The 25,481-nt window shown below is 61.4% G+C and carries 23 protein-coding genes; 9 read left to right on the top strand and 14 right to left on the bottom strand.

What is annotated here, in order from left to right; genetic code table 11:
* The first annotated feature begins 151 nt into the window (after positions 1–151).
* Entirely contained in the window at positions 152–1,072 is a 921-nt protein-coding gene (locus L6D74_RS09295) for a LysR family transcriptional regulator (RefSeq protein ID WP_041475105.1), read from the top strand.
* 39 nt (positions 1,073–1,111) lie between these two features.
* Here L6D74_RS09295 and L6D74_RS09300 read toward each other — a convergent pair whose 3' ends face one another.
* Positions 1,112–2,125: an ABC transporter substrate-binding protein gene (locus L6D74_RS09300; RefSeq protein WP_236188826.1), complete on the bottom strand. Its 1,014-nt coding sequence runs from the start codon at positions 2,123–2,125 to the stop codon at positions 1,112–1,114.
* Between the two features lie 310 nt (positions 2,126–2,435).
* Here L6D74_RS09300 and L6D74_RS09305 point away from each other — a divergent pair, with 310 nt between their 5' ends.
* The 3 genes from L6D74_RS09305 to L6D74_RS09315 are packed head-to-tail and all read left to right on the top strand — an operon-like array spanning position 2,436 to position 6,471.
* A complete protein-coding gene (locus L6D74_RS09305) occupies positions 2,436–4,034 on the top strand; it encodes an ABC transporter permease (protein ID WP_236188829.1) in 1,599 nt (532 codons plus the stop codon).
* Positions 4,031–4,846, top strand: a complete 816-nt coding sequence (locus L6D74_RS09310; RefSeq protein ID WP_236188831.1) for an ABC transporter ATP-binding protein — start codon at positions 4,031–4,033, stop codon at positions 4,844–4,846. The genes L6D74_RS09305 and L6D74_RS09310 overlap by 4 nt, the downstream gene beginning before the upstream one ends.
* 14 nt (positions 4,847–4,860) lie before the next feature.
* Complete coding sequence (locus L6D74_RS09315; RefSeq protein ID WP_064592659.1) at positions 4,861–6,471, top strand: arylsulfatase; 1,611 nt, start codon at positions 4,861–4,863, stop codon at positions 6,469–6,471.
* Positions 6,472–6,707: 236 nt separating this feature from the next.
* Here L6D74_RS09315 and L6D74_RS09320 read toward each other — a convergent pair whose 3' ends face one another.
* Entirely contained in the window at positions 6,708–7,781 is a 1,074-nt protein-coding gene (locus L6D74_RS09320; protein ID WP_236188832.1) for a fatty acid desaturase, read from the bottom strand.
* A gap of 100 nt (positions 7,782–7,881) precedes the next feature.
* Here L6D74_RS09320 and L6D74_RS09325 point away from each other — a divergent pair, with 100 nt between their 5' ends.
* Complete coding sequence (locus L6D74_RS09325; RefSeq protein WP_236188833.1) at positions 7,882–8,886, top strand: AraC family transcriptional regulator; 1,005 nt, start codon at positions 7,882–7,884, stop codon at positions 8,884–8,886.
* 133 nt (positions 8,887–9,019) lie between these two features.
* Here L6D74_RS09325 and L6D74_RS09330 read toward each other — a convergent pair whose 3' ends face one another.
* Entirely contained in the window at positions 9,020–10,405 is a 1,386-nt protein-coding gene (locus tag L6D74_RS09330) for a heavy metal sensor histidine kinase (RefSeq protein ID WP_236188834.1), read from the bottom strand.
* Complete coding sequence (locus tag L6D74_RS09335; protein ID WP_236188835.1) at positions 10,395–11,075, bottom strand: heavy metal response regulator transcription factor; 681 nt, start codon at positions 11,073–11,075, stop codon at positions 10,395–10,397. The genes L6D74_RS09330 and L6D74_RS09335 overlap by 11 nt, the downstream gene beginning before the upstream one ends.
* Positions 11,076–11,211: 136 nt before the next feature.
* Between L6D74_RS09335 and L6D74_RS09340 the strand changes: the two genes are divergently transcribed.
* Positions 11,212–11,694, top strand: coding sequence for a GlcG/HbpS family heme-binding protein (locus L6D74_RS09340; protein WP_085647913.1), 483 nt, complete (start codon positions 11,212–11,214; stop codon positions 11,692–11,694).
* Positions 11,695–11,710: 16 nt separating this feature from the next.
* Entirely contained in the window at positions 11,711–12,121 is a 411-nt protein-coding gene (uraH, locus tag L6D74_RS09345) for a hydroxyisourate hydrolase (RefSeq protein WP_064592647.1), read from the top strand.
* 61 nt (positions 12,122–12,182) lie between these two features.
* On the opposite strand, the gene L6D74_RS09350 is transcribed toward uraH, so the two are convergent.
* Positions 12,183–12,866 carry a Crp/Fnr family transcriptional regulator gene (locus L6D74_RS09350; RefSeq protein WP_064592639.1) on the bottom strand — a complete coding sequence of 228 codons (684 nt, stop codon included), beginning with the start codon at positions 12,864–12,866 and terminating at the stop codon, positions 12,183–12,185.
* Positions 12,867–12,951: 85 nt separating this feature from the next.
* On the opposite strand from L6D74_RS09350, the gene L6D74_RS09355 reads away from it, so the two are divergent.
* Positions 12,952–13,476 (top strand): Mpo1 family 2-hydroxy fatty acid dioxygenase, encoded by a 525-nt coding sequence (locus L6D74_RS09355; protein WP_236188836.1) that lies wholly within the window; start codon positions 12,952–12,954, stop codon positions 13,474–13,476.
* 44 nt (positions 13,477–13,520) lie between these two features.
* Here L6D74_RS09355 and L6D74_RS09360 read toward each other — a convergent pair whose 3' ends face one another.
* The 9 genes from L6D74_RS09360 to dibA form a co-directional block, all read right to left on the bottom strand.
* Complete coding sequence (locus tag L6D74_RS09360; protein ID WP_064592636.1) at positions 13,521–15,731, bottom strand: GMC family oxidoreductase; 2,211 nt, start codon at positions 15,729–15,731, stop codon at positions 13,521–13,523.
* On the bottom strand, positions 15,728–16,240 hold the full coding sequence (locus tag L6D74_RS09365; protein ID WP_236188837.1) for a sorbitol dehydrogenase: 513 nt from the start codon (positions 16,238–16,240) through the stop codon (positions 15,728–15,730). Before L6D74_RS09365 ends, L6D74_RS09360 begins: the two co-directional genes overlap by 4 nt.
* On the bottom strand, positions 16,237–17,604 hold the full coding sequence (locus L6D74_RS09370; RefSeq protein ID WP_373874464.1) for a cytochrome C: 1,368 nt from the start codon (positions 17,602–17,604) through the stop codon (positions 16,237–16,239). The genes L6D74_RS09365 and L6D74_RS09370 overlap by 4 nt, the downstream gene beginning before the upstream one ends.
* Positions 17,605–17,825: 221 nt before the next feature.
* A complete protein-coding gene (locus tag L6D74_RS09375; protein WP_064592629.1) occupies positions 17,826–18,815 on the bottom strand; it encodes a sulfate/molybdate ABC transporter ATP-binding protein in 990 nt (329 codons plus the stop codon).
* A 3-nt stretch (positions 18,816–18,818) separates the two neighbouring features.
* Complete coding sequence (gene cysW, locus L6D74_RS09380) at positions 18,819–19,691, bottom strand: sulfate ABC transporter permease subunit CysW (protein WP_064361637.1); 873 nt, start codon at positions 19,689–19,691, stop codon at positions 18,819–18,821.
* Between the two features lie 13 nt (positions 19,692–19,704).
* On the bottom strand, positions 19,705–20,523 hold the full coding sequence (gene cysT, locus L6D74_RS09385) for a sulfate ABC transporter permease subunit CysT (RefSeq protein WP_007952818.1): 819 nt from the start codon (positions 20,521–20,523) through the stop codon (positions 19,705–19,707).
* Positions 20,524–20,679: 156 nt separating this feature from the next.
* Positions 20,680–21,693 carry a sulfate ABC transporter substrate-binding protein gene (locus L6D74_RS09390; RefSeq protein WP_011331904.1) on the bottom strand — a complete coding sequence of 338 codons (1,014 nt, stop codon included), beginning with the start codon at positions 21,691–21,693 and terminating at the stop codon, positions 20,680–20,682.
* A 139-nt stretch (positions 21,694–21,832) separates the two neighbouring features.
* Complete coding sequence (gene oscA / locus L6D74_RS09395) at positions 21,833–22,015, bottom strand: sulfur starvation response protein OscA (RefSeq protein ID WP_039772974.1); 183 nt, start codon at positions 22,013–22,015, stop codon at positions 21,833–21,835.
* 190 nt (positions 22,016–22,205) lie between these two features.
* Positions 22,206–24,125 (bottom strand): phosphodiesterase DibA, encoded by a 1,920-nt coding sequence (gene dibA, locus L6D74_RS09400; protein WP_236188838.1) that lies wholly within the window; start codon positions 24,123–24,125, stop codon positions 22,206–22,208.
* Positions 24,126–24,271: 146 nt separating this feature from the next.
* Here dibA and desA point away from each other — a divergent pair, with 146 nt between their 5' ends.
* Positions 24,272–25,456 (top strand): delta-9 fatty acid desaturase DesA, encoded by a 1,185-nt coding sequence (desA, locus tag L6D74_RS09405; RefSeq protein ID WP_039772978.1) that lies wholly within the window; start codon positions 24,272–24,274, stop codon positions 25,454–25,456.
* Positions 25,457–25,481: the final 25 nt, after the last annotated feature.

A 25,481-nucleotide genomic window follows, 5' to 3' on the forward strand; every position in this document is an offset into this window, starting at 1 on the left:
GGACGGCAGCGAAACAACGCTCTATCTATATTCAATTTACATCTAATAGATATTCACATGCTTCGTTGACGGAATAAGAGCTTGCATTTAAAACCTCAAGCAACCTCGTCGCAAATGCCTTCGAGCTATTTTTAGGATGCCGGAAAAGCATATGGATCTTCGCCAGTTGCGCTACTTCATCGCCCTCAACGAACACCGCAGTTTTGTCCGCGCGGCCGACGCCATGGGCATCACTCAACCGGCGTTCAGCCGCAGCATTCAAGGGCTGGAGCAGGAGTTCGGCTGCGTGCTGGTGGATCGCGGCAACAAGGATCTGCGCCCTACACCCGAAGGCCAGGTGGTGCTGCAACACGCCCTGACCCTGGTGCAAGGCGCGGCATTGCTCAGCGCCGAGGTGACGCAGATGACCAAGCTCGACGCCGGCGAACTGCACTTCGGTTGCGGCCCGGCGCCGGCAGTGAAACTGGTGCCGGACGCGGTGGCGCAATTCATCAATGCGCACCCGAAAGTGCGCACCTGTTTTCAGGTGGATAACTGGGAAAAACTCAGCCGCGCCCTGAGCCGCGAGGAGATCGAATTCTTTATCGCCGACATTCGCCATTTCGAGTCCGACCCGAACTTCCAGACCCAGCCGCTGACACCCAAGCGCGGGGTGTTTTTCTGCCGGCCGGGGCATCCGCTGCTGGCCAAGGAAAGCCTGTCGACCAACGACATGTTCGACTACCCGCTGGCGACCACGCTGATCCCGCCGGGCATTCGCAAACTGCTGGCGAATCTCAGCGGCCGGATCGACTTTTCGCCGACCATCGAGACCGAGCACTTTCCGGCGCTGGTGAAAGTGGTGCTGCAATCCAACGCGATCGGCGTCGGTACTGAAGAGGCGTTCGTCGAGGATATTGCCCAGGGCTCGCTGGCGCTGCTGCACTGGCGCAATCTGCCGCAGAACCTGGAGAGCATGAATGCGCGGTGCGGGATTGTGAGCCGCACGGGATTCCGGCTGTCGCCGGCAGCGCGGGCGATGATTGAGACGTTGGTGGCGGTGGATAAACAGGCGATCAGCGTCGCGGTTTGAGGGTCATTCCCACGCCTTGCGCGGGAATGACCACATGACTCATAGCTTTGCAGCCGCCAGTTCAGGCGCCACCCACTCGTTGACCTTGAACGGTTTGCGAATCAGCTTCTGCTGCGCCGCCAGGTCCACCTTGCCCTGCAGGTTCTGAAGGAACAGCGGGTCCAGTGTCGACGGGAACACTTCGCTCAGGTTCTGATCCTTCAGATCCTGGGTCAGGATCACCGGCGGATAGCTCGCCAGCCCCGACACAAGCTGCACATAAGCGTCCTTGTTGCTGTCCTGCGTCAACCAATCCACCGCCTGCTGCTGCGCCTTGAGCAGTTTTGCCACGGCTTCCGGATGCCCATCGACAAACTTGCCAGTCCCCACCAGCACCGACTGCACACTGCCGGCGCCACCGAGATCCTTGGTATTCAGAGGCAACTCGGCCAGGCCTTTGGCCTGCAACGCGGTCAGCCCGGAACTGCCCCACGACGCATCGATCTGCTTCGCCGCCAGCGCCGCTACCGCTGCGTTGAAATCGAGGTTGATCACCTTCACGTCCTTCTCGCTCAAACCCACGCTGGCCAGCGCGGCATCGAACGACAACTGGGTCGCAGTGCCGCGGAAGATCGCTACGCGCTTGCCTTTGAGATCCTGCAGCGTCTTGATCCCCGAACCCGGCACCACGCCCAGGTATTGCTTCACACCCCGGGCGCTGGCGCTGAGCAGGCGCGTATCCAGTCCGTTGGACTTGCCGATGATCGCCGCCAGATCTCCGAGATAGGCCAGATCCACTTGGCCGTTGGCGAACGCTTCGTTGATCACCGGTCCAGCGCCCTTGAAGAAGCTCCACTGAATCTTGATGCCTTGATCGGCGAAGGCCTTTTCGAAGATCTGCTGATCGCGCAGCACGTCCACGATGCCCCCGCCGCTGTGCTGGGTACCGGCGCTCAGATCAGGCACGGCAATCCTGATTTCCTTGAGCTCGTCGGCCTGGACGGTGAACGCCAGCAGACCCGCCAGCGCCGGCGCGGCAAACAGACTGATGACACGTTTGAAGGGAAGGTTCATGGGTGCGGCTCCTGATCACGGCGGGCATTGAGGAACCGAAAGTAGGCACATTCCGCATCAACGTTTAAATACTTAAAAAGCACATTTTTATAGCTTTAAACGCTAAGCCAGAGTGCACAGGGCCTGTAGATCGATATGCATGCAGAGCATCGAAAATATTCTCCGAATGCATTGGATGCGCATGGGCTGGAGGCCTTAAATGGTCTGGCTTATCTCCCAATAGCATTGAATTGAATTTTTATATATCAAATTTGCATACCGCACTTCCATGAAGGCAGGCCTGCCTGCAACCCGACAACGGAGGTCACCCATGGCCCGACAATCCCTGCTCAGCCTGCCGCTGCCCGCACCACCGCTGAAAGCACTGCGCTCATGGCCGAGCCTTGGCCAGCGTGTGCTGCCGTGGCTGCTGCCCCTCTCCCTGTTCGCCCTGTGGTGGCTGGCGGCGCGCAATCAATGGATGAGCGAACAGATCCTGCCCGCGCCGTCACTGGTGTGGAGCAGCGCGATCGAGCTGTCCCAGGGCGAGTTGTGGAGTCATTTGTGGATTAGCCTGCAACGGTTGTTCTGGGGCCTGCTGGCGGGTGTTAGCGCCGGCGCGATGCTCGGCGCGGCGCTGGGCTTCAGCCGTCGCCTCGAACGCCTGATCTTCCCGACGTTCGCCGGCCTGGCCCAGGTGCCGACGCTGGCGTGGATTCCGCTGTTCATGGTGTTTTTCGGCATCGGCGAAACGCTGAAACTGGTGGTGCTGGTCAAAGCCATCGTGGTGCCGGTGACCTTGCATACGCTGGTCGGCGTGCGCGATGCGCAACCCAAGCTGCACGAAGCCGCCGCTGTTTTACGTTTGCCTCCACGACTGTTGATCCGCCGACTGGTGCTGCCCGCCGCCCTCCCGGCGTTCATGGCTGGCGTGCGTCTGGCGCTGGCCGCTGGCTGGACCTCGTTGCTTGCGGTCGAGCTGCTGGCCTCCAGCGAAGGCATCGGTTACCTGATGGTCTGGGCGCGACAGCTGTTCATGCTCGACATCGTCTTCGTGTGCATCGTCGTAATCGGCCTGATCGGCGTGGCGATGGATCGCGGCATCGGTCTGCTGGACAAAAAACTGGTGCACTGGCCGCACCCGGCCACGGCGGAAATTCGTCGCGGCCCACGCTACGAAGGCTGGCAGCGCGTGCAGCCATGGCTGCTGCCACTGGCGCTGTTTGCGTTGTGGCAACTGGCGGTCGACCAGCAATGGATCGATGCCAACATTCTGGTCAGCCCGTGGGTGGTGCTTGAGGCGACGAAAAACGGATTGCTCGACGGCACGTTGATCTCCGGCATGGCACTGAGCCTGGGCCGCACACTTGGCGGCCTGTTGATTGGCGGCGGTCTCGGCCTCGGGCTGGGTTTGCTGCTGGGTCTGTCACGCACCAGCGAACGCGTGCTCGGCCCGACCCTCGCCGCCCTGCGCCAGATCGCGATTTTCGCCTGGGTGCCGCTGCTCACCGCGTGGTTCGGTCTGGGCGAACTGGCGAAATGGGTGTTCGTCGCCCTGGCCGCTTTCTTTCCGTTGTTTGTCGCGACCCAACGCAGCGTCGCCAATCTCTCACCGCAGCTCAACGAAGCCGCGCAGGTGCTGCGCCTGAGCCTCGCCCAACGCCTGCGCCGACTGGTGCTGCCGGGGGCCGCGCCGGGGATTTTCGCCGGCCTGCGCCTGAGCCTGATCTACGCCTGGCTCGGCACCATCGGCGCCGAATACTTCATGCCGTCCAACGGCGGCATCGGCAGCCAGATGATCGGCGCCCAACAACTGCTGCGCATGGACCTGATCATGGCCGGGATGCTGCTGGTCGGCCTCACCGGCGCCCTGCTCAACCTCATTGGCCAACGCCTGGAAATCCGCGCCACCCGCTGGAGACACGCATGAACGCACCGATTGTCAGCTTCAACCATGTAGGCAAATCCTTCGACGTCGACGGCTTCGAACTGGAAGCGATTCGTGAATTCAACCTCGACATCGCCGAGGGCGAATTCGTCGCCATCGTCGGTTCCAGCGGCTGTGGCAAATCCACTTTGCTGCGCTTGCTGGTGGGCCTCGACACGCAGTTTCGCGGGCAGATCAGCGTCGACGGCAAAGCCGTCAGCGGTATCGGCGGCGAGCGCGGCATCGTGTTTCAGGAACACCGTTTGTTCCCGTGGCTGACGGTGGCCGACAACATCGGCCTGGGCCTGGTCAACGAGCCGCTGGCTGCCTCCGAAAAGCAGCAACGCATCAACGACTTCATCGAACTGGTGGGCCTGCGCGACTTCACCCGCGCCTACCCGCATCAGCTCTCCGGCGGCATGGCCCAGCGCGTGGCGATTGCTCGCGGGTTGGTGGCGAGCCCGCGAATCCTGCTGCTCGACGAACCCTTCGGCGCCCTCGACGCGCTCACCCGCCAGCAGATGCAGGACGAACTGCTGGCGATTCGCGAGCGGGCAAAGATCACCACGATTCTGGTCACCCACGATGTCGAGGAAGCGATTTTCCTCGCCGACCGCGTGGTGGTGATGGAACCGCGCCCCGGCCGGATCAAGCGGGTGGTGGACATCGCCCTGCCCCATCCGCGCCCGCGCAGCAGTTTCGACTTCCATCAGCTGCGCGAAGAACTGCTGCATGAACTGACCAGTGACGACCATTACCAACCGAGCGCACCGGTGCAGATCCGCGATCTGCCGCTGTCGTTCATTGCCTGCTGAACAGGAGCCTGTCGATGCCGCAACGTCCCAACTTTCTGGTGATTCTGGCCGATGACCTCGGCTTCTCCGACATCGGAGCCTTCGGCGGCGAAATCGCCACGCCGAACCTCGATGCCCTGGCCAACAACGGCCTGCGCCTGACCGATTTTCACACTGCGCCGACCTGCTCGCCGACCCGCTCGATGCTGCTCACCGGCACCGATCACCACATCGCCGGCATCGGCACCATGGCCGAAGCACTGACCCCGGAGCTGATCGGCAAACCGGGTTACGAGGGTTACCTCAACGATCGGGTCGTCGCGCTGCCGGAGTTGCTGCGCGAAGCGGGTTACCAGACCTTGATGAGCGGCAAATGGCACCTGGGCCTGACCGCCGAACTGGCGCCCCACGCCCGTGGTTTCGAGCGTTCATTCTCGCTGCTGCCCGGCGCGGCCAACCACTACGGCTTCGAACCGACCTACGATGAACACACACCCGGCCTGCTGAAATCCACCCCGGCGCTGTACATCGAGGACGACACGTTCATCGACGAATTGCCCAAGGATTTCTATTCCTCCGACGCCTTCGGCGACAAGCTGTTGCAGTACCTCAAGGAGCGCGATCAGAGCCGACCGTTCTTCGCCTACCTGCCGTTTTCCGCGCCGCACTGGCCGTTGCAGGCGCCCGCCGACATCGTCGAAAAATACCGTGGCCGCTACGACGCGGGCCCCGAAGTCTTGCGCCTCGAGCGTCTGGAAAAGCTCAAGTCGCTGGGACTGATCGAACCGGATGTCGAACCGCACCCGCTGATCCAGCTGACCGCGCAATGGGACGCGCTGAGCGATGAACAAAAACGCATTTCCGCCCGGGCGATGGAAGTCTACGCCGCGATGGTCGAGCGCATGGACTGGAACATCGGCCGCGTCGTCGACTACCTGCGTCAGCAGGGCCAGCTCGACAACACCTTCATCCTGTTCATGTCCGACAACGGTGCCGAAGGTGCGCTGCTGGAAGCCTTTCCGAAATTCGGCCCGGAGCTGATGACGTATCTGAGCCAGCACTACGACAACAGCCTCGACAACATCGGCCGAGCCAATTCCTACGTCTGGTACGGGCCGAACTGGGCGCAGGTGGCGACCGCGCCGTCACGCCTGTTCAAGGCGTTCACCACCGAGGGCGGCATTCGCGTTCCGGCGCTGCTGCACTATCCGCAACTGCCGCTGAAGGGACAGATCAGCCATGGTTTCGGCACGGTGATGGACATCACGCCGACCATCCTCGATCTGGCCGGCGTGCGCCATCCGGGCAAGCAATGGCACGGCAAACCGGTGGCGCCGTTGCGCGGGAAATCGTGGCTGGGCTTTTTGTCCGGCGAGACAGCGCAGGTGCATGACGAACACACCGTCACCGGTTGGGAATTGTTCGGGCGCCGGGCGATTCGGCAGGGACAGTGGAAGGCGGTGTGGATTCCCGGGCCGGTGGGGCCGGCGACCTGGCAGCTTTACGATCTCGGGAGTGATCCGGGGGAGATTCATGACCTGGCGTCGAGTCAGCCGCAGAAGCTTGAAGCGCTGATCGAGCATTGGCAGCGGTATGTGGAGGAGACTGGAGTGATTTTGAGTGAATCGCCGTTTCAGCCGGATTGAGGGCAGGATCAAAAGCCCTCCCTCACCCCAGCCCTCCCGAAACGTCGGACCGCCCGGAGGGAGAGGGAGCTGACCGAGGTGTCTTTCGCTATACATCGACCTGAGAAACCGAGTTGATTGTGGATTCGGTAAAGCACTTTCAAGTCGGTGTATCTCCCGAATATCCCCCAATCAGTCCCCTCTCCCTCCGGGAGAGGGTTAGGGTGAGGGCTGGATCTCCAGCCGAAAACACAAAGTCAGTTCACCTCGATCGCCTTACCCGCCAACCCTTCATTCTCCTTGCGAACAAACCGGTTCGCCCGCCCGAACGTCCCGAAATCATTAAACCGAACCCCCATCTCCCGCATCACCTTATGCGCCACCGGCACCGTCAGCTGACGGATGTAAAACGGCTCCTTCACCACAAAATGATGAATCCCGTGACTGCTGCCGAAATTGAAGCAGAACGCCTGCAACGGCCACAGCCACCAAGGATTCAGCACCTGACATTGCTGCAGCACATTGCCCGGTTCCACATCCCCGTAGTAATGCATGTTGGAGCTGATGAAGTGCAGGCAAAACGTACGCAACACGTTCGGGCCAATGATCACCACGGCGGCAATGTCGATCACCTGCATCACTGAAAGCGTGGTCGCCGACCATTCAATCGGCGAGCCCATCAAGTAAGCGACGCCATTGGCCGCATGGAATCCGAGAAACACATACCACGCCCCCCAATGCACCAGCGCCAGCGGCGCGTAGACCTTCAACGTGCGCTTGATGATGCTGAACTTGTGCGCCCAGGTCCTGGCCCGGAGCATGCGGATGAACGCCGACATCACGTTGTCGCCGACCATCAGCAATCGCGCAAAACCCCATGGCTCGCCGTTGGTGATCGCCCGTTCTTCCATGTCGGTTTCGGTGCCGGACACCTTGTGATGATTGAGGTGCAAATGACGGCGGATCCAAGGGTTGATCGTGCTCGGCCGCGCCAGCCACACCAGGCCCATCATCAGATTGTGTGGCACCCGCTGTTTGCGGAAATACATGCTGTGAATCAGGTCATGCTCAAGTTCGTGGGTCAGCGAAGCGAAAAACGCGTTGAGCAACAGGCACGCCCACCACGCCATGTGCCCGCTGATATACAGCGCCGCCGAACCGATCATTCCGGCCAGGGCAAAGGCGAGAATCCCGGCGCCGAGTGCATCCTGATGCGTGAGAATCGGGTAGCGCTCGCGCAGCTCCACGCCCTTGGCCAGCACCACTTCGCGAATATGCGCTGATCGCTGGGCAGCATTGTGTCGCTGGGGACTTGCAGAAGTACGGTCCATGCTTCCATCCTCTGGTTATTGATGTTCGCATCCTGCATCGCGCGGACTCCAAACGCGGTAGCCGAGAACGCCAACCTGTTGACCGGAAGCGCCAATCAGCATGAAGGAACCGACTTCTCTCGCCAGCTGGACCCGTGCCCTGCGCAAGCAACTCGACGCGCTGGGGCTGGACAGCACTGCCCTGTGCCGGCAGGCCGGGCTCGATCCGCAACTGATGGATGACCCGAACGCCCGCTATCCGTTGTCCGCCACCACGCGCCTGTGGGAAATCGCGGTGCAGGTCAGCGGCGATCCGGCGATTGGTTTGCGGGTGTCGCGGTTCGTCAGCCCCACGACCTTTCACGCACTGGGCTATGCGTTGGTGGCCAGCGGCAGCCTGCGGGAAGTGTTCGAGCGGATCGTGCGTTATCACCAAGTGGTCAGCGACGCGCTGGAACTGGAGCTGACCCGCACCGAGGACCGCTACCGCTTTCGCCTGAAAATCCCGGCCGGCAATCCGGCACCCGCCTTCGAAGCCATCGACGCCTTTGCCGCCATCTACGTACGCACCTGCCGCAATCGCCTGGGCCGCGACTACGCGCCAATGGCGGTTTATCTGCGCCGCCCGGAACCGGTCGATGCGCATCAATGGCACAAGGTGTTCCGCTCGCCGGTGCACTTTTCCGCCGAAGAAGACCGCCTCGAATTCGCCCTCACCGACTTCGACAGTCACCTCGACGACGCCAACCCGGAACTGGCCGAGCACAACGAAGCGGTGCTCAAACGCACCCTCGCCCAGCTCAAGCCGCTGACCTGGGAGCGCAAGGTGCGCGACGCCATCGAAGAACAACTGCCCGAAGGCGAACCCAGCGCCGAACGCATCGCCCAGGCCCTGCACCTGAGCCTGCGCAGCCTGCAACGGCATCTGGCGGACGAGGGTTGCCGCTTCGACACCCTGCTGAATGAAAGCCGCGAAAACCTCGCACTGCTGCACCTGCGCGATCCGCAATGCTCGCTGAGCGAGGTCAGTTACCTGTTGGGATTTGCCGATACCAGCAGCTTCAGCCGTGCGTTCAAACGCTGGACGGGGATGACGCCGGGGCAGTTTCGGGATCAGTTGCGCTGAAGGGGCTGGAATTTGTTCTGAATCGACCAGCCTCTTCGCGGGCGAGCCCGCTCCCACAAGGATTGGGGCGTACAAAAAAATCCGTGTCACACCTCGACCATTGTGGGAGCGGGCTTGCCCGCGAAGAGGCCATTCAGATCGCTGCAAATCCAAGCTCAAAAACCGTACCCGTTGCATCACTGCTGACCCGCACCTGCCCACCATGCAACCGCAGGATCGACTGCACGATTGCCAGTCCCAATCCGCCGGAATCTCCCGGCTCCGCGCGGGATGGGTCGACGCGGTAGAAGCGGTCGAACAGTTTGCCCAGATGCTCATCCGCGATCACCGGGCCGAGGTTGTGCACTTGCAGCCAGCACAGGTCTGGTTCATCGCGTCGGCGCAGGCTGATGACCGAGCCGGCATCGGCATGGCGTACGGCGTTGGCCAACAGGTTGCCCAAGGCGCGTTGCAGCAGTTGCTGATCCGCCAGCAATTCTCCGCTGAACGTGTTTTCGAGGCGGATTTCCCGGTCATCCGCCAGGGCTTCGAAGTAGTCGCATAACTCATCGCCGATTTCGTGCAACTTCAGCGTGCGCAGATCGAGCGCGCGTTCAGCCTGCTCTGCGCGAGCGAGAAACATCAGGTTCTCGGCCATGCGCTTGAGCCGTTCGAATTCTTCCATGTTCGACGCCAGCACTTCCTGATACTCGGTGCTGCTGCGCGGGTGATTCAGTGCCTGGCCATTGCTGGCGAGCAAGGTGTGCAGGGGCGTGCGGATTTCGTGGGCGAGGTCGGCGGAAAACTGTGAGAGGCGCTGGAAGCCGTCGTCCAGCCGTACGAGCATGCCGTTCAACGCGTGTACCGGCTCCAGCAATTCCGCCGGCGTGCCGGCGGTGGGAACGCGTTGGTCGAGGCTGCGCAGGTCGATGCCGCGCAGTGCTTCACTCAGCTTGCGCAGAGGCCGCAAACCTCGGCGCAACAGCACCAGGCCCAGCGTGAAGGCGAGCACGGCACCCAGGCCGACGGCCAGATACAAGCGCAGGCGATAGCTGCCGAGCATCTGCTCGCGCTCGCTCAGAACCTTGCCGGCGATCACGGTCAGCGCTTCACCGTTCGGCCCCTGGGCCTGACCTGACAACAGGGCCAGCTCGACACCGTCCGCCGCCTGCCAGGTCAGCACATCGCGGCGTTGCGGCGGTTGATCCCGGGGGATGGCCTGCACGGGCGGCAGTGCGCGTTGGCGAGGGTTGATCGTGATCACATTCGAGCCGTCCGCGCGTTGCACCAGCAGCAGACTGTCGAGGTTGCCCAGCATGTTCTGGTACAGCCGTGGCCGCGCCTGCAAGGCGTCGAGGCTGTCGCTGTCGGCGAGCAGCGCGCGCACCTGTTCCAGACGACCGAGCAACGCCATGTCGTCGCGCCAGGCGATTTCCGAGGCCAGCGAGCGATACAGAAACACGCCCATCGCGCTGAGTACCAGCGCACAGACGACAGCGAACGCCAGGGCCAGGCGCCAGGCAATCGACCTAGAACGCATCGTCGGGGGCTTCCAGTTGATAGCCGACCCCGCGCACGGTGTGGATCAGTTTGGGCATGTACGGATCATCGACTTTCGAACGCAGTCGACGCACCGCGACTTCGACCATGTTGGTGTCGCTGTCGAAATTCAGGTTCCACACCTGCGAGGCGATCAGCGTGCGCGACAGCACTTCACCCTGACGGCTGGCGAGCAGATGCAGCAGGACGAATTCCTTGTTGGTCAGGGCGATGCGCTGGCCGCCCCGGCTGACCCGGCGGCGCAGTACGTCGATTTCCAGATCGGCGATGTTGTACGACTCGGCTTCACGCAGGGGGCCGCGCCGCAACAACGTGCGCACCCGCGCCAGCAATTCGGCGAAGGCGAACGGCTTGAGCAAATAGTCATCGGCCCCCAGTTCGAGGCCGCGCACGCGGTCTTCGATGGCGTCCTTCGCCGTCAGGAACAGCACCGGCGTGGCGCCGCGCTGGCGGATCAGCTGGAGCAATTGCCAGCCGTTGAGGCCCGGCAGCATCACGTCGAGGATGATCAGGTCATATTCCTGCTGCTCAATAAAGTAGCGACCGTCGAGGCCATTCAGCGCCACGTCCACGGCAAAACCCGACTCTCCCAGCCCTTTGGCGATGAAGTTCGCGGTTTTGGCTTCATCTTCTACGACCAGCAAACGCATGGCACACCTCGATTGATCAGAGACACAGGCTAGGCCCCTTCGGCGATATTGCCCATTACAAACTTGTAATCCGACTGACGAGGTTTCGACGGGGACCGGCGGATAAGGTGGTGGCCTTCGCTTTTGGAGCCTGCCCATGTCCGTCAAATACCTGCTTGCCAGCCTCGCGATCGGCCTCAGCGGCGCGGCGCACGCCACGCCTGAGCTGCCCCGTCACGCCGATCTCGATCTGAAAACCGCGCGGCTGCTGGCCGACGCGGCGCTGGAAAACTGCACCGCCACGGTGTCGGTGCTCGACCGTGGCGGCAACCTGTTGGTGACCTTGCGCGGCGACGGTATCGGCCCGCACAACACCGCCGCCAGCCAACGCAAGGCCTACACCGCACTATCGACGAAAACCCCGACTCGACTGTTCGCCGAGCGCGCCCGCAACAACCCGGAAACCGCCAACCTCAACACCCTCGATGAGTTGCTGTTACTCGGCGGCGGCATCCCGTTGTTTGCCGGGAAAGAACTGGTCGGCGCCATGGGCGTGGCCGGTTCCGGCGGTGGCGAACAGGACGAAACCTGCGCAATCAAGGCCGCCGAAATCGTCGGCCTGTCCATCAACCGTACTTGAACCGAGGAACATCACCATGACCCCACTGCGCATGACTTTCACCGCGCTTGGATTGAGCGCCTTTTCGAGCCTGGCGCTGGCCGCCGGCAACCCGCTGAGCGTACACGTACTCAATCTGGAAAACGGCCTGCCGTCGCCGGGTATCAACGTGACGCTGGAACGTCATGTCGGCCAGGACTGGCAGCCACTGGCGCAGGGCACCACCAATGAACAGGGACGGATCGCCGAACTGTTCCCGGCGAACAAGCCGTTCGAGGCGGGTGAGTATCGGGTGGTGTTCAAGACTGGCGAGTACTTCGAGAAGGCGAAGCACGAGACGTTTTTTCCGGAGATTCCGGTGATCTTTAAAGTGAAGCAGACGGACCAGCACTATCACATTCCGCTGCTGCTCAGCCCTTATGGCTTCTCGACGTATCGCGGTTCGTAAAAACAACATCGATCCAATGTGGGAGCGGGCAAGCCCGCTCCCACAGGGAAACCCGTGTTCTTCAGAGGGTCGCCAGCGCGCGCAGTCGCACAGCGTCGAGGATTTCGATCTCGCCATAACTCAAGCCGATAATCCCCTGCCCCTGCAACTCCTTGAGGATCTGGTTGGTGGTCTGCCGCGATAGCGACAGCATCGACGCCAACTGCTCCTGAGGCAGTTGCAGCACGCGGCGCGGCGGGTCCAGTTCGCCATAGCCCTCGGCGATCATCAGCAAGCGATGAGCCAGACGTGCCGGGGCCGGCAGCAGGCTCAGCTGTTCGAGGTTGATGAAGGTCAGGCGCAGTTTGTGGCTCATCAACAACGCCAGATGTCGCCAGTAAACGGGTCGCTCATCGAGCAGTTGCAGCAGTGTGGCCTGGGGAATGTTCAGCAGCGTGCAGGGCCCGACCGCGTAGGCATCGTGGGTGCGGGGCTGGCCGTCGAACAGGCAGATTTCGCCGAACCAGTGCGGCGCCTCCACCAGACTCAGCAACGCCTCCTTGCCCTGCTCGCTGACCGCGCCGATGCGTACCGCGCCGTCGAGCACCGCGTACAGCCCGCACGGCGCATCGCCGCGCTGGAACAGCCGCTGCCCCGTCGTCAGCCGCCGCTCCCGGGCCGCCGCCAGCAGACTATCCTGAAAGGACGAGGGCAGATGACTGAACCATTGCCCGGTCAGCAGGCGCTCGCGCCAGACCTTATCCATGCGTTCTCCGAAAGATTGTCGCCTGCCTGACAGAGCGAGCCGTGAACCCGGGGCATGATTCGATCACCCTACAGGAGGAACAACAATGAAAAGCCTCGTCGATCATTTGAGTCAATACGCCGCTTACCACCGTGACCCGCGCAACATCGCCAGCCACTTTATCGGGATTCCGCTGATTGTGGTGGCGGTGGCCGTGCTGTTGTCGCGGCCGGAATGGTCGGTGGGCGGGTTGTGGATTTCCCCGGCGGTGATCGCCGCCCTTGCTTCGGCGTGGTTTTACCTGCGCCTGGAGCTGAAACTCGGGGTGTTGATGACCGTGTTGATGGGGCTGTCGGTCTGGGCCGGGCATGTATTGGCGCAGCAGAGCACCATGGTCTGGCTCAGCAGCGGTCTGGCGATGTTTGTGATTGGCTGGGCGATCCAGTTTGTCGGGCACCACTATGAAGGGCGCAAACCGGCGTTTGTCGATGACTTGAGCGGGTTGATTGTCGGGCCGCTGTTTGTGGTGGCCGAACTGGCGTTCCTGCTCGGGATGCGCCAGGAATTGAAACGAGCCATCGAACAGCGCTCGGGGCCTGTGGTTTTGCGCGAACACAAAACCGTCCACTGAGCACACCGGGCGACGTGCCCTTCTCGCACGCCGCCCGGCTTGGTTCACAGCGCGCCGAACGTCACCTGCACCGTCAGTGATCCCTGATTATCGGCAAGTCCGACTCCGTAGCGCCCCTCCAGGTCATCGTTGATACACAGCTGCAACTCACCTTGCTGCCCGGATGGAATCTGCGCCAGATCACCGATCAGAAACGGCGCGCCAGTGCTGCCTATCCGACCGATCAAAGCGCCCTCATTGGCGCCGGGCAAGGTGTAGCCGGGCTTGGCAATCAGCCCCGCACTGCCATTGCCGTCGACCATGCCTCCCACTGGACTGGCTAACCAACGACCGCTGAGATAACGCACCAGCCGCGGACTCGGCCCGTTGATCTGCACACCAGTGCCCTGCCACGGCTGATTGGCCTGAACCTGCACCGTAACGGCTTTCAGGTCGTTGGCCAGGGTATCGCCGGCCTGAATCGACAGCGCCGCGATAGTCAGACTCGGGTTTGAAGTACCGGTGCTCGGGAACACACCGTCACCGACCAGAAACAGGTTTTTGTGGTCCCAACTGCGCTGATCCTTGTCGACCACCGAGGTTTTCGGGTTGTCGCCCATGCGGTAGGTGCCCATCAAATGACCGGCGCCCTGATAGCTGTAATCCACGCCCTTGTAATTGAACAGGCCCGGTGGCAGCGGCTTGGTCAGCTCGGTCGCGCCCAACAGGTCCTTGATGATGTGCGTGGCGAGAATCTTCGCCTGCCTGAAACCCTCCTTGGTGTAGTCGGACAAGTCGTAGTGAATTTCCGGACGGGGGATACCCAACCGATCCTTGTATTGCTTTGACGGCACGATGGAACACCTGGCTTTATCCGGATCGTCCTCCACCTGTTCCACCAGAAAACCGATACGGAACTGGCGAGTCAGCAAGTCATTGAGTTTTTGCACCAGCGCCGTGCCATACAACACCTGTTGCGGCCCTTTGGCCGGTGGCAACGGATTGGTAGCGCTTTTGTTGGTGCCATCGATCAGATCCTCAACGGTGGTGTAGGGATCGCCGACCGGCCAGTTGAACCCTTCGTTACCGATCTCGATCCGCCACGCCGCGCGCTGGCTGCGGAAAGCACCGTCGCGCAGACTTTCGATGCCCGCCGTGGACACCGGTCCGCGATATGGAAACACCGCCTTGCCTTCCGGCATCAAACCCCAAGCCAGATAGATCGGGTGATCGGCCAGACTTTTCCCGACCTGTCCGCTGCTGTTGGCCACACCGTTGGGCCACGCGGGGCTGGTGGAGTTGAGCAGCAACTTTGGCGTTTCAATGGCATGGGCCGCGATGACATAACGCTGGCCCACCGCAACACCTGTCCCGGTCGGCGGACCGTCGCCCAATTGGTACTGAATGAATTCGATGCCGCTGATGGACTTGTCCGCCGCCACCGTGACCTTGCTTGCCACGGCTTTGTAGAGCACCCGAACATTGCCGGTGTTCAAGGCGTTATTAAGCGTGACGGTGGCATCGTATTTGGCCTGGATCGGGCAGATCGGCGTGCAGTTGGTGTTGCCGGCACACACTCGACGCCCTGCATACGGCTGCGAATTGCGCCCCGCCGGTGTAGGACTGACCACCAGCGGCAATCCGTCGAACGTCTGCCCCTTTACCGCCGCGACAAAGCTGCCATCGACCAGCGACAGCGGAATGCTGGCCATCGGGAATTGATAGTTCTGCGGAAACGTCATGCCCAGATACGCCTGATCCGCAACATTCGCGGCGACGCCAATCTCTGCTTCGGCACGGCAATATGCGCTTTGCAGATCGTTGTAGCTGATCGGCCAGTCGACACCCACGCCATACAGGGTCTTGATGCGAAAATCGTTGGGCACCATGCGCAAGCACGTCGCCACCCAATGCCAGGTGGTGCCGCCGCCAACGCGCTCGTAGGTACTGGTAAACGGCAGTGGACCTTTTTGCACCAGATAGCTGACTTCAGGTTTATCCCAGCCCAGAATCAGATCGGCGATGGTTGCGCGTGGCGCATTTTGTTCTGCCGGATTGCGCGGCGCATCCAGCGTGCTGACCGGCGGGTACGGCGATTCCGGTGTTTTCAACGTCGCGGTATAGAAGCGCTCCAGATATTGATTACGGTTGGCGGGAATTTCCGGACCGGATTCCAGCACCAGCACTTTCACCCCGGCCAGACCCAACTGGTAGGCAATGATGCTGCCGGCCAGACCGGCACCGACGATGACCACATCTGCTTGTTCGGTACTCATGACGACACTCCTTGTTGTCCGCTGGCAGGGACGCCGGTGAAGTCTTCGAGGCTGGGCGGTTCGCTGTTCCAGTAACCGAAGAAAAACTCGCTGTAACCCATGGGATGGGCCTGGGCGATTTTCCACGCCCAGCTCTGGATGTAGGCCTGATCGGAGACCACCTCCTGATCTCCCTGCTTGTTGCTGCCAACGTCATAAGGTTGATACCAGACACCCAGCAGCCACAGTTTCATGATCGAACGGGCTGCCCGGGCCGTTTGCGTGGCGGCAGGTTGCGCGCCGTTCATCAGCACGGCTTGGGCGATTTGATCCGGCGGTACTTTGTCGGCCAGCAATGTCGCGTATTGGTTCAACAACGCCTGCAACACCGAGGAAGTGATACGCGGTTCAATGAAGGCCAGGAACTGCGTCGGCAGGTCGACCGGGTCGACTTCAGGTGCCAGCAACGTTTGCGGGATGCCGGTCAAGGCCGATGACAGGCCGGCGAAATTGTCCAGATCGGTGCTCATGGCTGACTCCTTGTCGCGCCAGTCGACTGGGCGCGTTCGAGCAGATAGGTGAAGTCCGCGAAACTGGTGCGCGGCGACTGGGTCACATGGGTCGCGGCATTGCCGTGACAAGCGATGCAGCTGGAAGAAGCTTGCGGCACCGTCCCCTGGATATAGGTTTCGAGTGTCGCGTTGGCGAGGAACGTCGGTGCCGGTCTGCCCAAAGGCTCGGTTTTCGAAATCTGGCACGGTGGCTGCGGCGTCAGCGTCGGCCACTGCGTGCTGATCAACTGATAATTGGCCCAGACGCTGTTCGGATTCACCGTACGCAACAGGGTTTGATAAGTGCCATTGATCGTTTTCGTGGCCGCTGTCAGAGGCTCCTCGCGAACAATCTGTGAAGGTTCGGCCTTCACTGCCGGGTTCCACGGCCGCGGCGGTGGCTGATTGATTTCTGCCTGGCTGTTAGCGTTGTAAAACAGATAGGGGCCTTTGCGCTCGGCCACAGGGGTGGACTTCTCCGGCACGTTGTCGACGTGCTCGAAAGTCGACCAGACCCACTGCGGCGCACTGCTGGTTTTGTGCACGATGTGCAGACCGACCAGCCCTACCGGTTCGGCCTTGCATGATTCCGGCACGACCGGCCCTTTGCTCGGATCACTGTTGCCCGGGGTGTAGACCAGCGCATCGACGGTGTGGAAGTTCTCCCGTCGGTCATTGCCATCGAGCACTTTCCACGACGCCTTGACCATCAGCGAACCGACCTGACTGGTGTCGTTATTGCCGCAACTGAACGCCACCGTATTCTTCGGATCCGCCGCAAAAAAAGCCTGCTGGCCCTGAATGCTGTACAGACCGTTGTCGACGATGTCGTCGAACATTGGCTGGTTCACCACGATTTCGTTGCGCGTATAAACCCCGCTCTGATCAACCAGCGGCCCGCTCTGGAAAGGTTGGATAAATTCATCGAGCACATCAGGCACTTTGCCCATTTGTTGCAACAAGCGCCCTGACCCCAGCCCCTCACAGGCCGGGGGAACAGTCGCCGCTGTGCCCCAGGGGTTAGGCTTCTGTCCTTTGGCCAGGAAGATTTGATAACTCTCCTTCCAGCTCTCCCAGACGGTCGCGCCGTCCTGTTTGCCGATCTGCGTACCCGTGTTCGGGGCACCGCTATCCAGCGCCGGCCAGTTCAACGCGATAAAAGTCTGCCACGACATTTCATCGAAGTTCTGTTGCAGGCTGGTCAGGGAAAATGGCGGGGTAGCCGTGACATCGAAGGGTATTTGCGTCGACAGCGTGGGGGCGGAGTATGCCAGCGGGCTCAGTATTGCGCCGAACAACGCACAACCGAGCCACGGCACGGGCCGCAGGATTTCCATTCTCATCGTTATCTCCTTGGCATCAGGGTCCAGGAGATACGCCGGTCCGTCATGGACTCTTCACTGCGCCTCCTGGCACAGCTTGGAGATTAGGTAAGAAATCAATACCGTCAGGGCAAGCGCTAGATCAAATCGGGCTAAAGAATATAGCGATTAGCCATTATTTTAAGCCTGAGAACTCCCCCGCACTGTCGACATCGACAGTGCGGGGAACAAAGTGTTTGCCATCAAAGGCTGGCGACTTTCTGCCAGACCTTCGGCTTGAAGAACAACGTCTCACCCTTGGCCAACCCGGTCAGGCTGTCGTGGTCTTTCACCACTTCCGCCTCGATCAGATCAGCCTGCCCCTCAACCTTCAACGTCACCCGCGTGGTCGCACCCAGCGGCCGGATATCGCGGACTTCGGCGGCGTGGTGATCCTCCAGTTCATGCCGCGACAGCGACACTTCGTGCGGGCGGAACAGCACGTGGTTGTCATCGCCCAGATGCAGACGGTTCGAATCGCCGAGGAAGTGATAGACGAAATCGCTGGCCGGGTTTTCGTAGACGTCGCCCGGTGAGCCGATCTGCTCGATCACGCCCTTGTTCATCACCACGATGCGGTCGGCCACTTCCATCGCTTCTTCCTGATCGTGGGTGACGAACACCGAGGTCAGGTTGATGTCTTCGTGCAGGCGCGCCAGCCAGCGGCGCAGCTCTTTACGCACCTTGGCATCGAGGGCGCCGAACGGCTCATCGAGCAGCAGCACTTTCGGCTCCACCGCCAGGGCGCGGGCCAGGGCGATCCGCTGACGCTGGCCGCCGGACAGTTGCTCCGGATAACGATCCGACAGCCAGTCCAGTTGCACCATGTTCAGCAGCTCGTGAACCTTGGTCGCGATCTGGCTTTCGTTCGGGCGCTGGTTTTTCGGTTTCATGCGCAGGCCGAACGCGACGTTGTCGAACACCGTCATGTGGCGGAACAGGGCGTAGTGCTGGAACACGAAACCGACGTTGCGATCCCGCACGTCGTGGCCGGACACGTCCTCGCCGTGGAACACGATGTTGCCGTTATCCGGGGTTTCCAGACCGGCAATGATGCGCAGCAGGGTGGTCTTGCCGCAGCCGGACGGGCCGAGCAGCGCCACCAGTTCACCGCTGTGGATGTCCAGGCTGATGTTGTCCAGCGCCTTGAACGCATTGAAATTCTTGCTGACGTTACGCACTTCGATCGACATGAATTATTCCTCCGCGGCGCTGGCGCGCAGGCGGTTGATACGGTTTTCGCTCCACTGCTTGAGCAGCAGGATGAAGAGCGCCAGGATCAGCAACAGGCTCGCCACGGCGAACGCGGCCACGTGGTTGTATTCGTTGTAGAGGATCTCGACGTGCAGCGGCAAGGTGTTGGTCACCCCGCGAATGTGCCCGGAGACCACCGACACCGCACCGAACTCACCCATGGCCCGCGCGGTACACAGCACCACGCCATAGATCAGGCCCCACTTGATGTTGGGGACGGTCACGTGCCAGAACATCTGCCAGCCATTGGCGCCGAGCAGGCGCGCGGCTTCCTCTTCCTGAGTGCCTTGTTCCTGCATCAGCGGGATCAGCTCACGGGCCACGAACGGCACGGTGACGAAGATCGTCGCCAGCACGATGCCCGGCAGGGCGAAGACGATCTGGATGTCGTGATCCTGCAGCCACGGCCCGAACAGGCCCTGGGCGCCGAACATCAGCACGTAGACCAGACCGGCGATCACCGGCGATACCGAAAACGGCAGGTCGATCAGCGTCACCAGCATGCTCTTGCCGCGGAACGAGTACTTGCTCACGCACCACGCGGCGCTGACACCGAACACCAGGTTCAGCGGCACCGAAATCAATACCGCGATCACCGTGAGTTTCAGCGCCGACAAGGCATCCGGTTCAAAGATCGCGGTGAAGAACGCGCCGAGACCGTTCTTCAATCCCTGCGACACCACGATGAACAGCGGCAGCAGCAGAAACAGGAAGAAAATCAGCCAGCCGAGGCCGATCAGGATTCTGCGCGAAGTGGCGCTGCCACGGCGGGCGGCGTTGGCCGAGGACGCGGCCGCAATAGACGATTGGGACATGGTTCGCGCCTCCTTATGGGGTTTCGATGCGCCGCTGCAGCAAGTTGATCAGCAGCAACAGGACGAAGGAAACCACCAGCATCAACACGCCGATGGAGGTAGCGCCGGTGTAATCGTACTGGTCGAGCTTGACCATGATCAGCAGCGGCAGGATCTCGGTTTTCATCGGCATGTTGCCGGCGATGAATATCACCGAACCGTACTCGCCGACGCCACGGGCGAACGCCAGGGCGAAACCGGTCAGCCAGGCCGGCAACAGCGCCGGCAGCAGAATGTGACGGAACACCTGCAACGGTTTGGCACCGAGGCACGCCGCCGCTTCTTCGACCTCACGCGGAATGTCCGCCAGCACCGGCTGCACCGTGCGCACCACGAACGGCAGGGTCACGAAGGTCAGCGCCAGGGTGATTCCGAGCGGGGTGTAGGCGATCTTGAAACCGAGGTCGGCGGCGAACTGCCCGACCAGTCCGGTCGGGGTGTACAGCGCCGTCAGCGCAATACCGGCCACCGCGGTCGGCAGGGCGAACGGCAGATCGATCATCGCGTCGATCACCTTGCGCCCCGGGAACGTGTAACGCACCAGCACCCAGGCCAGCAACGTGCCGATGATGCCGTTGATGATCGCGGCGCACAGCGCGGTGCCGAAGCTCAGCTTCAATGCGGCGAGCACGCGGGGCGCGGAGATGATCGTCCAGAACTGATCCCAGGTGAGTTGGGCGGCGTGGACGAACATCGCCGCCAGCGGGATTAGCACAATCAGGCTGAGGTACACCAAGGTGTAGCCCAGCGTCAGCCCGAAGCCGGGTATGACGGGGGAGATACGACGCGACATAAAAGTCCTTGGTTAAAAACGCATCAATGTGGGAGCGGGCTTGCTCGCGAATGGGCCCTATCATTCAACATTTACGTCGTCTGACACACCTTCTTCGCGAGCAAGCCCGCTCCCACATGGTTTCGTGCCTGAGCATCAGGCTCGTTTCATTTGAGATTACTGCGCCTGATAGATCTGGTCGAACACGCCACCGTCGTTGAAGAATTTCGGCTGTGCGGTTTTCCAGCCGCCGAAGTCCTTGTCGATGGTCACCAGCTCCAGTTTCGGGAACTGCTGGGCGTACTTGGCAGCCACGTCCTTGTCACGCGGGCGATAGAAGTTCTTCGCCGCGATTTCCTGGCCGGCCGGGCTGTACAGGTGCTTGAGGTAGGCTTCGGCGATCTGCTCGTTGCCCTTCTTCTCGGCGTTCTTGTCGACCACGGCCACTGGTGGTTCGGCGAGGATCGACAGCGAAGGTACGACGATGTCGAACTTGTCCTTGCCGCCGTCTTCCTTCAGCGCCAGGAAGGCTTCGTTTTCCCAGGCCAGCAACACGTCACCCTGACCGTTGTTGACGAAGGTGATGGTCGAGCCACGGGCGCCGGTGTCCAGAACCGGTACGTGTTTGAACAGGGTTTGTACGTATTCCTTGGCTTTGGCTTCGTTGCCGCCGTTGGCTTTCAGGCCGTAGGCCCACGCCGCGAGGAAGTTCCAGCGTGCACCGCCGGAGGTTTTCGGGTTCGGGGTGATCACCGAGACGTCATTCTTGATCAGATCGCCCCAGTCCTTGATGCCTTTCGGGTTGCCCTTGCGCACCAGGAACACGATGGTCGAGGTGTAAGGAGTGCTGGCGTCCGGCAGACGCTTCTGCCAGTCGGCCGGCAGGGTCTTGCCGAGCTTGGCGATTTCATCGATGTCGCCGGCCAGGGCCAGGGTCACGACGTCGGCGCGCAGACCGTCGATCACCGCACGGCCCTGCTTGCCCGAACCGCCGTGGGATTGCTGGATTTTCACGGTGTCGCCGGCGTGCTCCGACTGCCAGTACTTCACGAACTCGGCGTTGTAATCCTGATACAGCTCGCGCGTCGGGTCATACGACACGTTGAGCAGTTCGTAATCCTTGGCAACCGCGGAACCGGCAAACACAGCACTGGCCAGGGCGGCCAAAGCGTAACGGCGAATCGACGACATGGTGAAAGCTCCTGGAATTCTTGGTGGTGGCTTTTTCTTATGGATTGCGAAAATCGGGTTGCCTGTAAAGATCACCGCCTGCGCCCACTCTTGCATTGATCCCCGGCAAGAGCGGGCGCAGGCTGGAATCTTTCTGGGTTCAGCTCGGTTTGTTGCCCGGTTGCTGCAAGCGGAATTTCTCTTTGCGTTCGATCTGGACCACTTGGGCGTTATGCACAGTGATTTCCACCGCGCCGAAACGCAGGTCGCGCAAGGCGCTCTGGATTTCACGCAGGATGGTGCTTTCGTCCTGACCGTCAACGCTACGCAGGGATGCGCTCATGGTGCTGCTCCTTTGTATGGGATATGCCTGGCAGTGGGCGGCACTGCGTTCGGCGTGGGAGCAATATAAGAGAGGCGCGGATATTCTTAAAAAGACTATTTAAGAATGTTTATATAACTGGAAAACATTATGTGATGCAGCAAGGGTTTGCGGCGGATTTGCCCGCCGGCAAACCCGCCGTACGCCGTCATCAACCGATCAAGGGCGCCCGGTTCCAGTCTATTTGCGCTTCCGGGACCGGCCGCCCAAACCAGTAGCCCTGCCCCAGATCACAGGCCTGCTCCAGCAGGAACGCGGCCTGTTCCACCTGCTCGATGCCCTCGGCATGCACCTGCATGCCCATGCTGCGGGCCAGGGCGATGATCACCCGGACGATCGCCGCATCGTCCTCGTCCCACGGCAGGCCGGCGACGAAACCCTGATCGATCTTGAGCTTCTGCACCGGCAGGCGCTTGAGCCGCAGCAACGACGAATAACCGGTGCCAAAGTCATCGATGGCCAGACGAATGCCCAGTTCGCGCAAACGATGCATCTGTTCCAGCGCGACTTCCGGATCGTCCATCACCGCGCTTTCGGTGACTTCCAGTTCCAGATAGGCCGGATCCAGGCCGGTCTCGTGCAGCACCTGCGCCACCTGCTGATACAACTCGCGGCGAGCGAATAACCGCGAGGACACGTTCACCGCGACAAACGACAGCACCACCCCGGCCTGCTGCCATTGGCACATCTGCCGGCAGGCCTGCTGCATGACCCAGGCGTCGATTTCCGAGATCAGCCCGGCGCGCTCGGCAATCGGGATGAACTCCGCCGGCGACACCAGGCCCCGCTGCGGATGCTCCCAGCGCACCAGCGCCTCGACGCCGATCAGGCGACTGGTTTGCAGGTCGTGCACCGGTTGGTAGTAGACCCGCAGTTCCTGCTGCTCCAGCGCGCGGCGCAACTCGAAGGCGATTTCGACCCGCTGCTGGGCGTGAGCCGTGAGCTCTTCGGTGTACAGCGCGTAGCCATTGCGGCCGCTGCTCTTGGCCTTGAACAGCGCCGCATCGGCGTTGCGCAACAGCTGTTCGGCGCTCAGTGCATCGCTGGGAAACAGGCTGATGCCGAGGCTGGCGTTGATGAACAGTTCATGGCCGTCGAGGCAGAATGGCTCCTTGAGCGCATCGAGAATACGCTGAGCCAGCGCTGCCGCCTGTGCCGGCTGTGGACAACTTTCCAGCAGAACCGCGAATTCATCGCCGCCCAGCCGCGCCAGGGTGATGCCCGGCCCGAACAACACCTGCAAACGCGCCGCGACCGCCTTGAGCAAACGGTCACCGATGGTGTGACCGAGGCTGTCATTGATCAGTTTGAAGTGGTCCAGATCGATCATCAGCAGCGCGCAACCGCGCTTGTGGGTCTGCGCCGATGCCAGCGCCTGTTCGGCGCGGTCGCTGAACAGCAGGCGGTTGGGCAGGTCGGTCAGCGGATCGTGGTGGGCCAGGTGCTTGAGTTCGTGCTCGGAATCCTTGATCGCGCTGATGTCGGAAAACACCGCGACGTAATGGCTGAGCCGGTTGTCATCGTCACGAATGACCCGGATCGTCTGCCATTGCGGGTAGATTTCACCGCTCTTGCGCCGGTTCCAGATCTCGCCGCTCCATTCGTCCCGCGCCTGTAAAGAAGCGAACATCGCTTGATAGAACCCCGGCGGATGATGCCCGGACTTGAACAGGCTGGGCTGCTGGCCGATGACTTCATCGCGCTGATAACCGGTGATTTCCATGAAGGCGCGATTGACGTGCACGATCAGCCCTTGCCGGTCCGTGACCAGCACGCCTTCGCGGGTGCAATCGAATACCGCAGCGGCCTGACGCAGGCGTTCGCGATCCGCCTGGCGTTCACGCAATCGGGCGCCGATGCCCAGGCATTCGAACAGCCGCGCCCGGGCCAGGAAGATCAACCCGGCGCTGAGCGCCACGAACAGGTAGCCGTTGATCAGTTGCCAGCGCAGCAACTCGTCAGAGCTATCGAAGAAACTGTTCAATAAATAACCAGTGCCTTGCAGCCAGACTACGGCAAGGACCAGGTAAAGCAGCGCTGCACGCAAGGCATCGCGGTAAGTGGCAGACATTCGGCCGTCCATGTCCCTACAAAAATGTCGGGATTATAGGTCAAGAAACATCCAGCCATCTCTTATCTGAAAGGGCGACTGGTTTTATCTGTGTGCTTGGTGATAATGCAACGGCTGTTTTTTCTTTATCGAGGGCCCTATAGCCTATGTGGTACGAAGGTTTTCTTGGCTTGTCGGCCTGGTCGCTGGTCGCCGTCACCCTGGTGATGACCCACGTGACGATCGTTGCCGTCACGGTCTACTTGCACCGCTACTCGGCCCATCGCTCCCTGGAGCTGAATGCCGGCCTGAAGCATTTCTTCCGTTTCTGGCTGTGGCTGACCACGGCGCAGAACACCCGCGAGTGGACTGCCATCCACCGCAAACACCACGCCAAATGCGAAACCGAAGACGACCCGCACAGCCCGGTCGTCAAGGGTCTTTCCACCGTCCTGCGCAAAGGTGCCGAGCTGTACCGCGAAGAAGCGCAGAACCCGGAAACCCTGCGCATCTACGGCAAGAACTGCCCCGAAGACTGGATCGAGCGCAACCTCTACAGCCGCTACAGGCTGCTGGGCGTGGCGATCATGGCCGTCGTCGACCTGCTGCTGTTCGGCACCATCGGCATCACCATCTGGGCGATCCAGATGATGTGGATTCCGGTCTGGGCGGCCGGTGTGGTCAACGGTCTGGGCCATGCCGTTGGCTACCGCAACTTCGAATGCCGCGACGCGGCGACCAATCTGGTGCCGTGGGGCATCCTGATCGGCGGCGAAGAACTGCACAACAACCATCACACCTATCCCAACTCGGCCAAGCTGTCGGTCAAGAAGTGGGAGTTCGACCTCGGCTGGGCCTGGATCCAGGTCTTCAGCTTCCTGCGCCTGGCCAAGGTCCAGCGTGTTGCCCCGATCGCCCACCGCGTCGAAGGCAAGGGCAGCCTGGACATGGACACCGCCATGGCGATCCTCAACAACCGCTTCCAGATCATGGCCCAGTACCGCAAGCTGGTGATCGGGCCGCTGGTCAAGCAGGAACTGGCCAAGGTCGATCATTCGGTACGCCACCAGTTCCACCGGGCCAAACGCCTGCTCTCGCGGGAAACCAGCCTGCTGGAAGATCGCCACCACGCGCGCATCCAGAACATGCTCGAGCACAGCCAGGCGCTGAAGGTAATCTACGAGAAACGTCTGGCCCTGCAGCAGATCTGGGTCAAGACCAGCGCAAATGGCCACGACATGCTCGCCGCCATCAAGGAATGGGTACACGAGGCCGAGGCCAGCGGCATCCAGTCACTGCGCGAATTCGCTGACCAGTTGAAAACCTACTCGCTGCGCCCTGTCGCAGCCTGAGTGCCGTTGATCGGTGCGCTCGGTT

This window comes from Pseudomonas pharyngis, assembly GCF_021602345.1.
GTDB classification, from domain to species: domain Bacteria; phylum Pseudomonadota; class Gammaproteobacteria; order Pseudomonadales; family Pseudomonadaceae; genus Aquipseudomonas; species Aquipseudomonas pharyngis.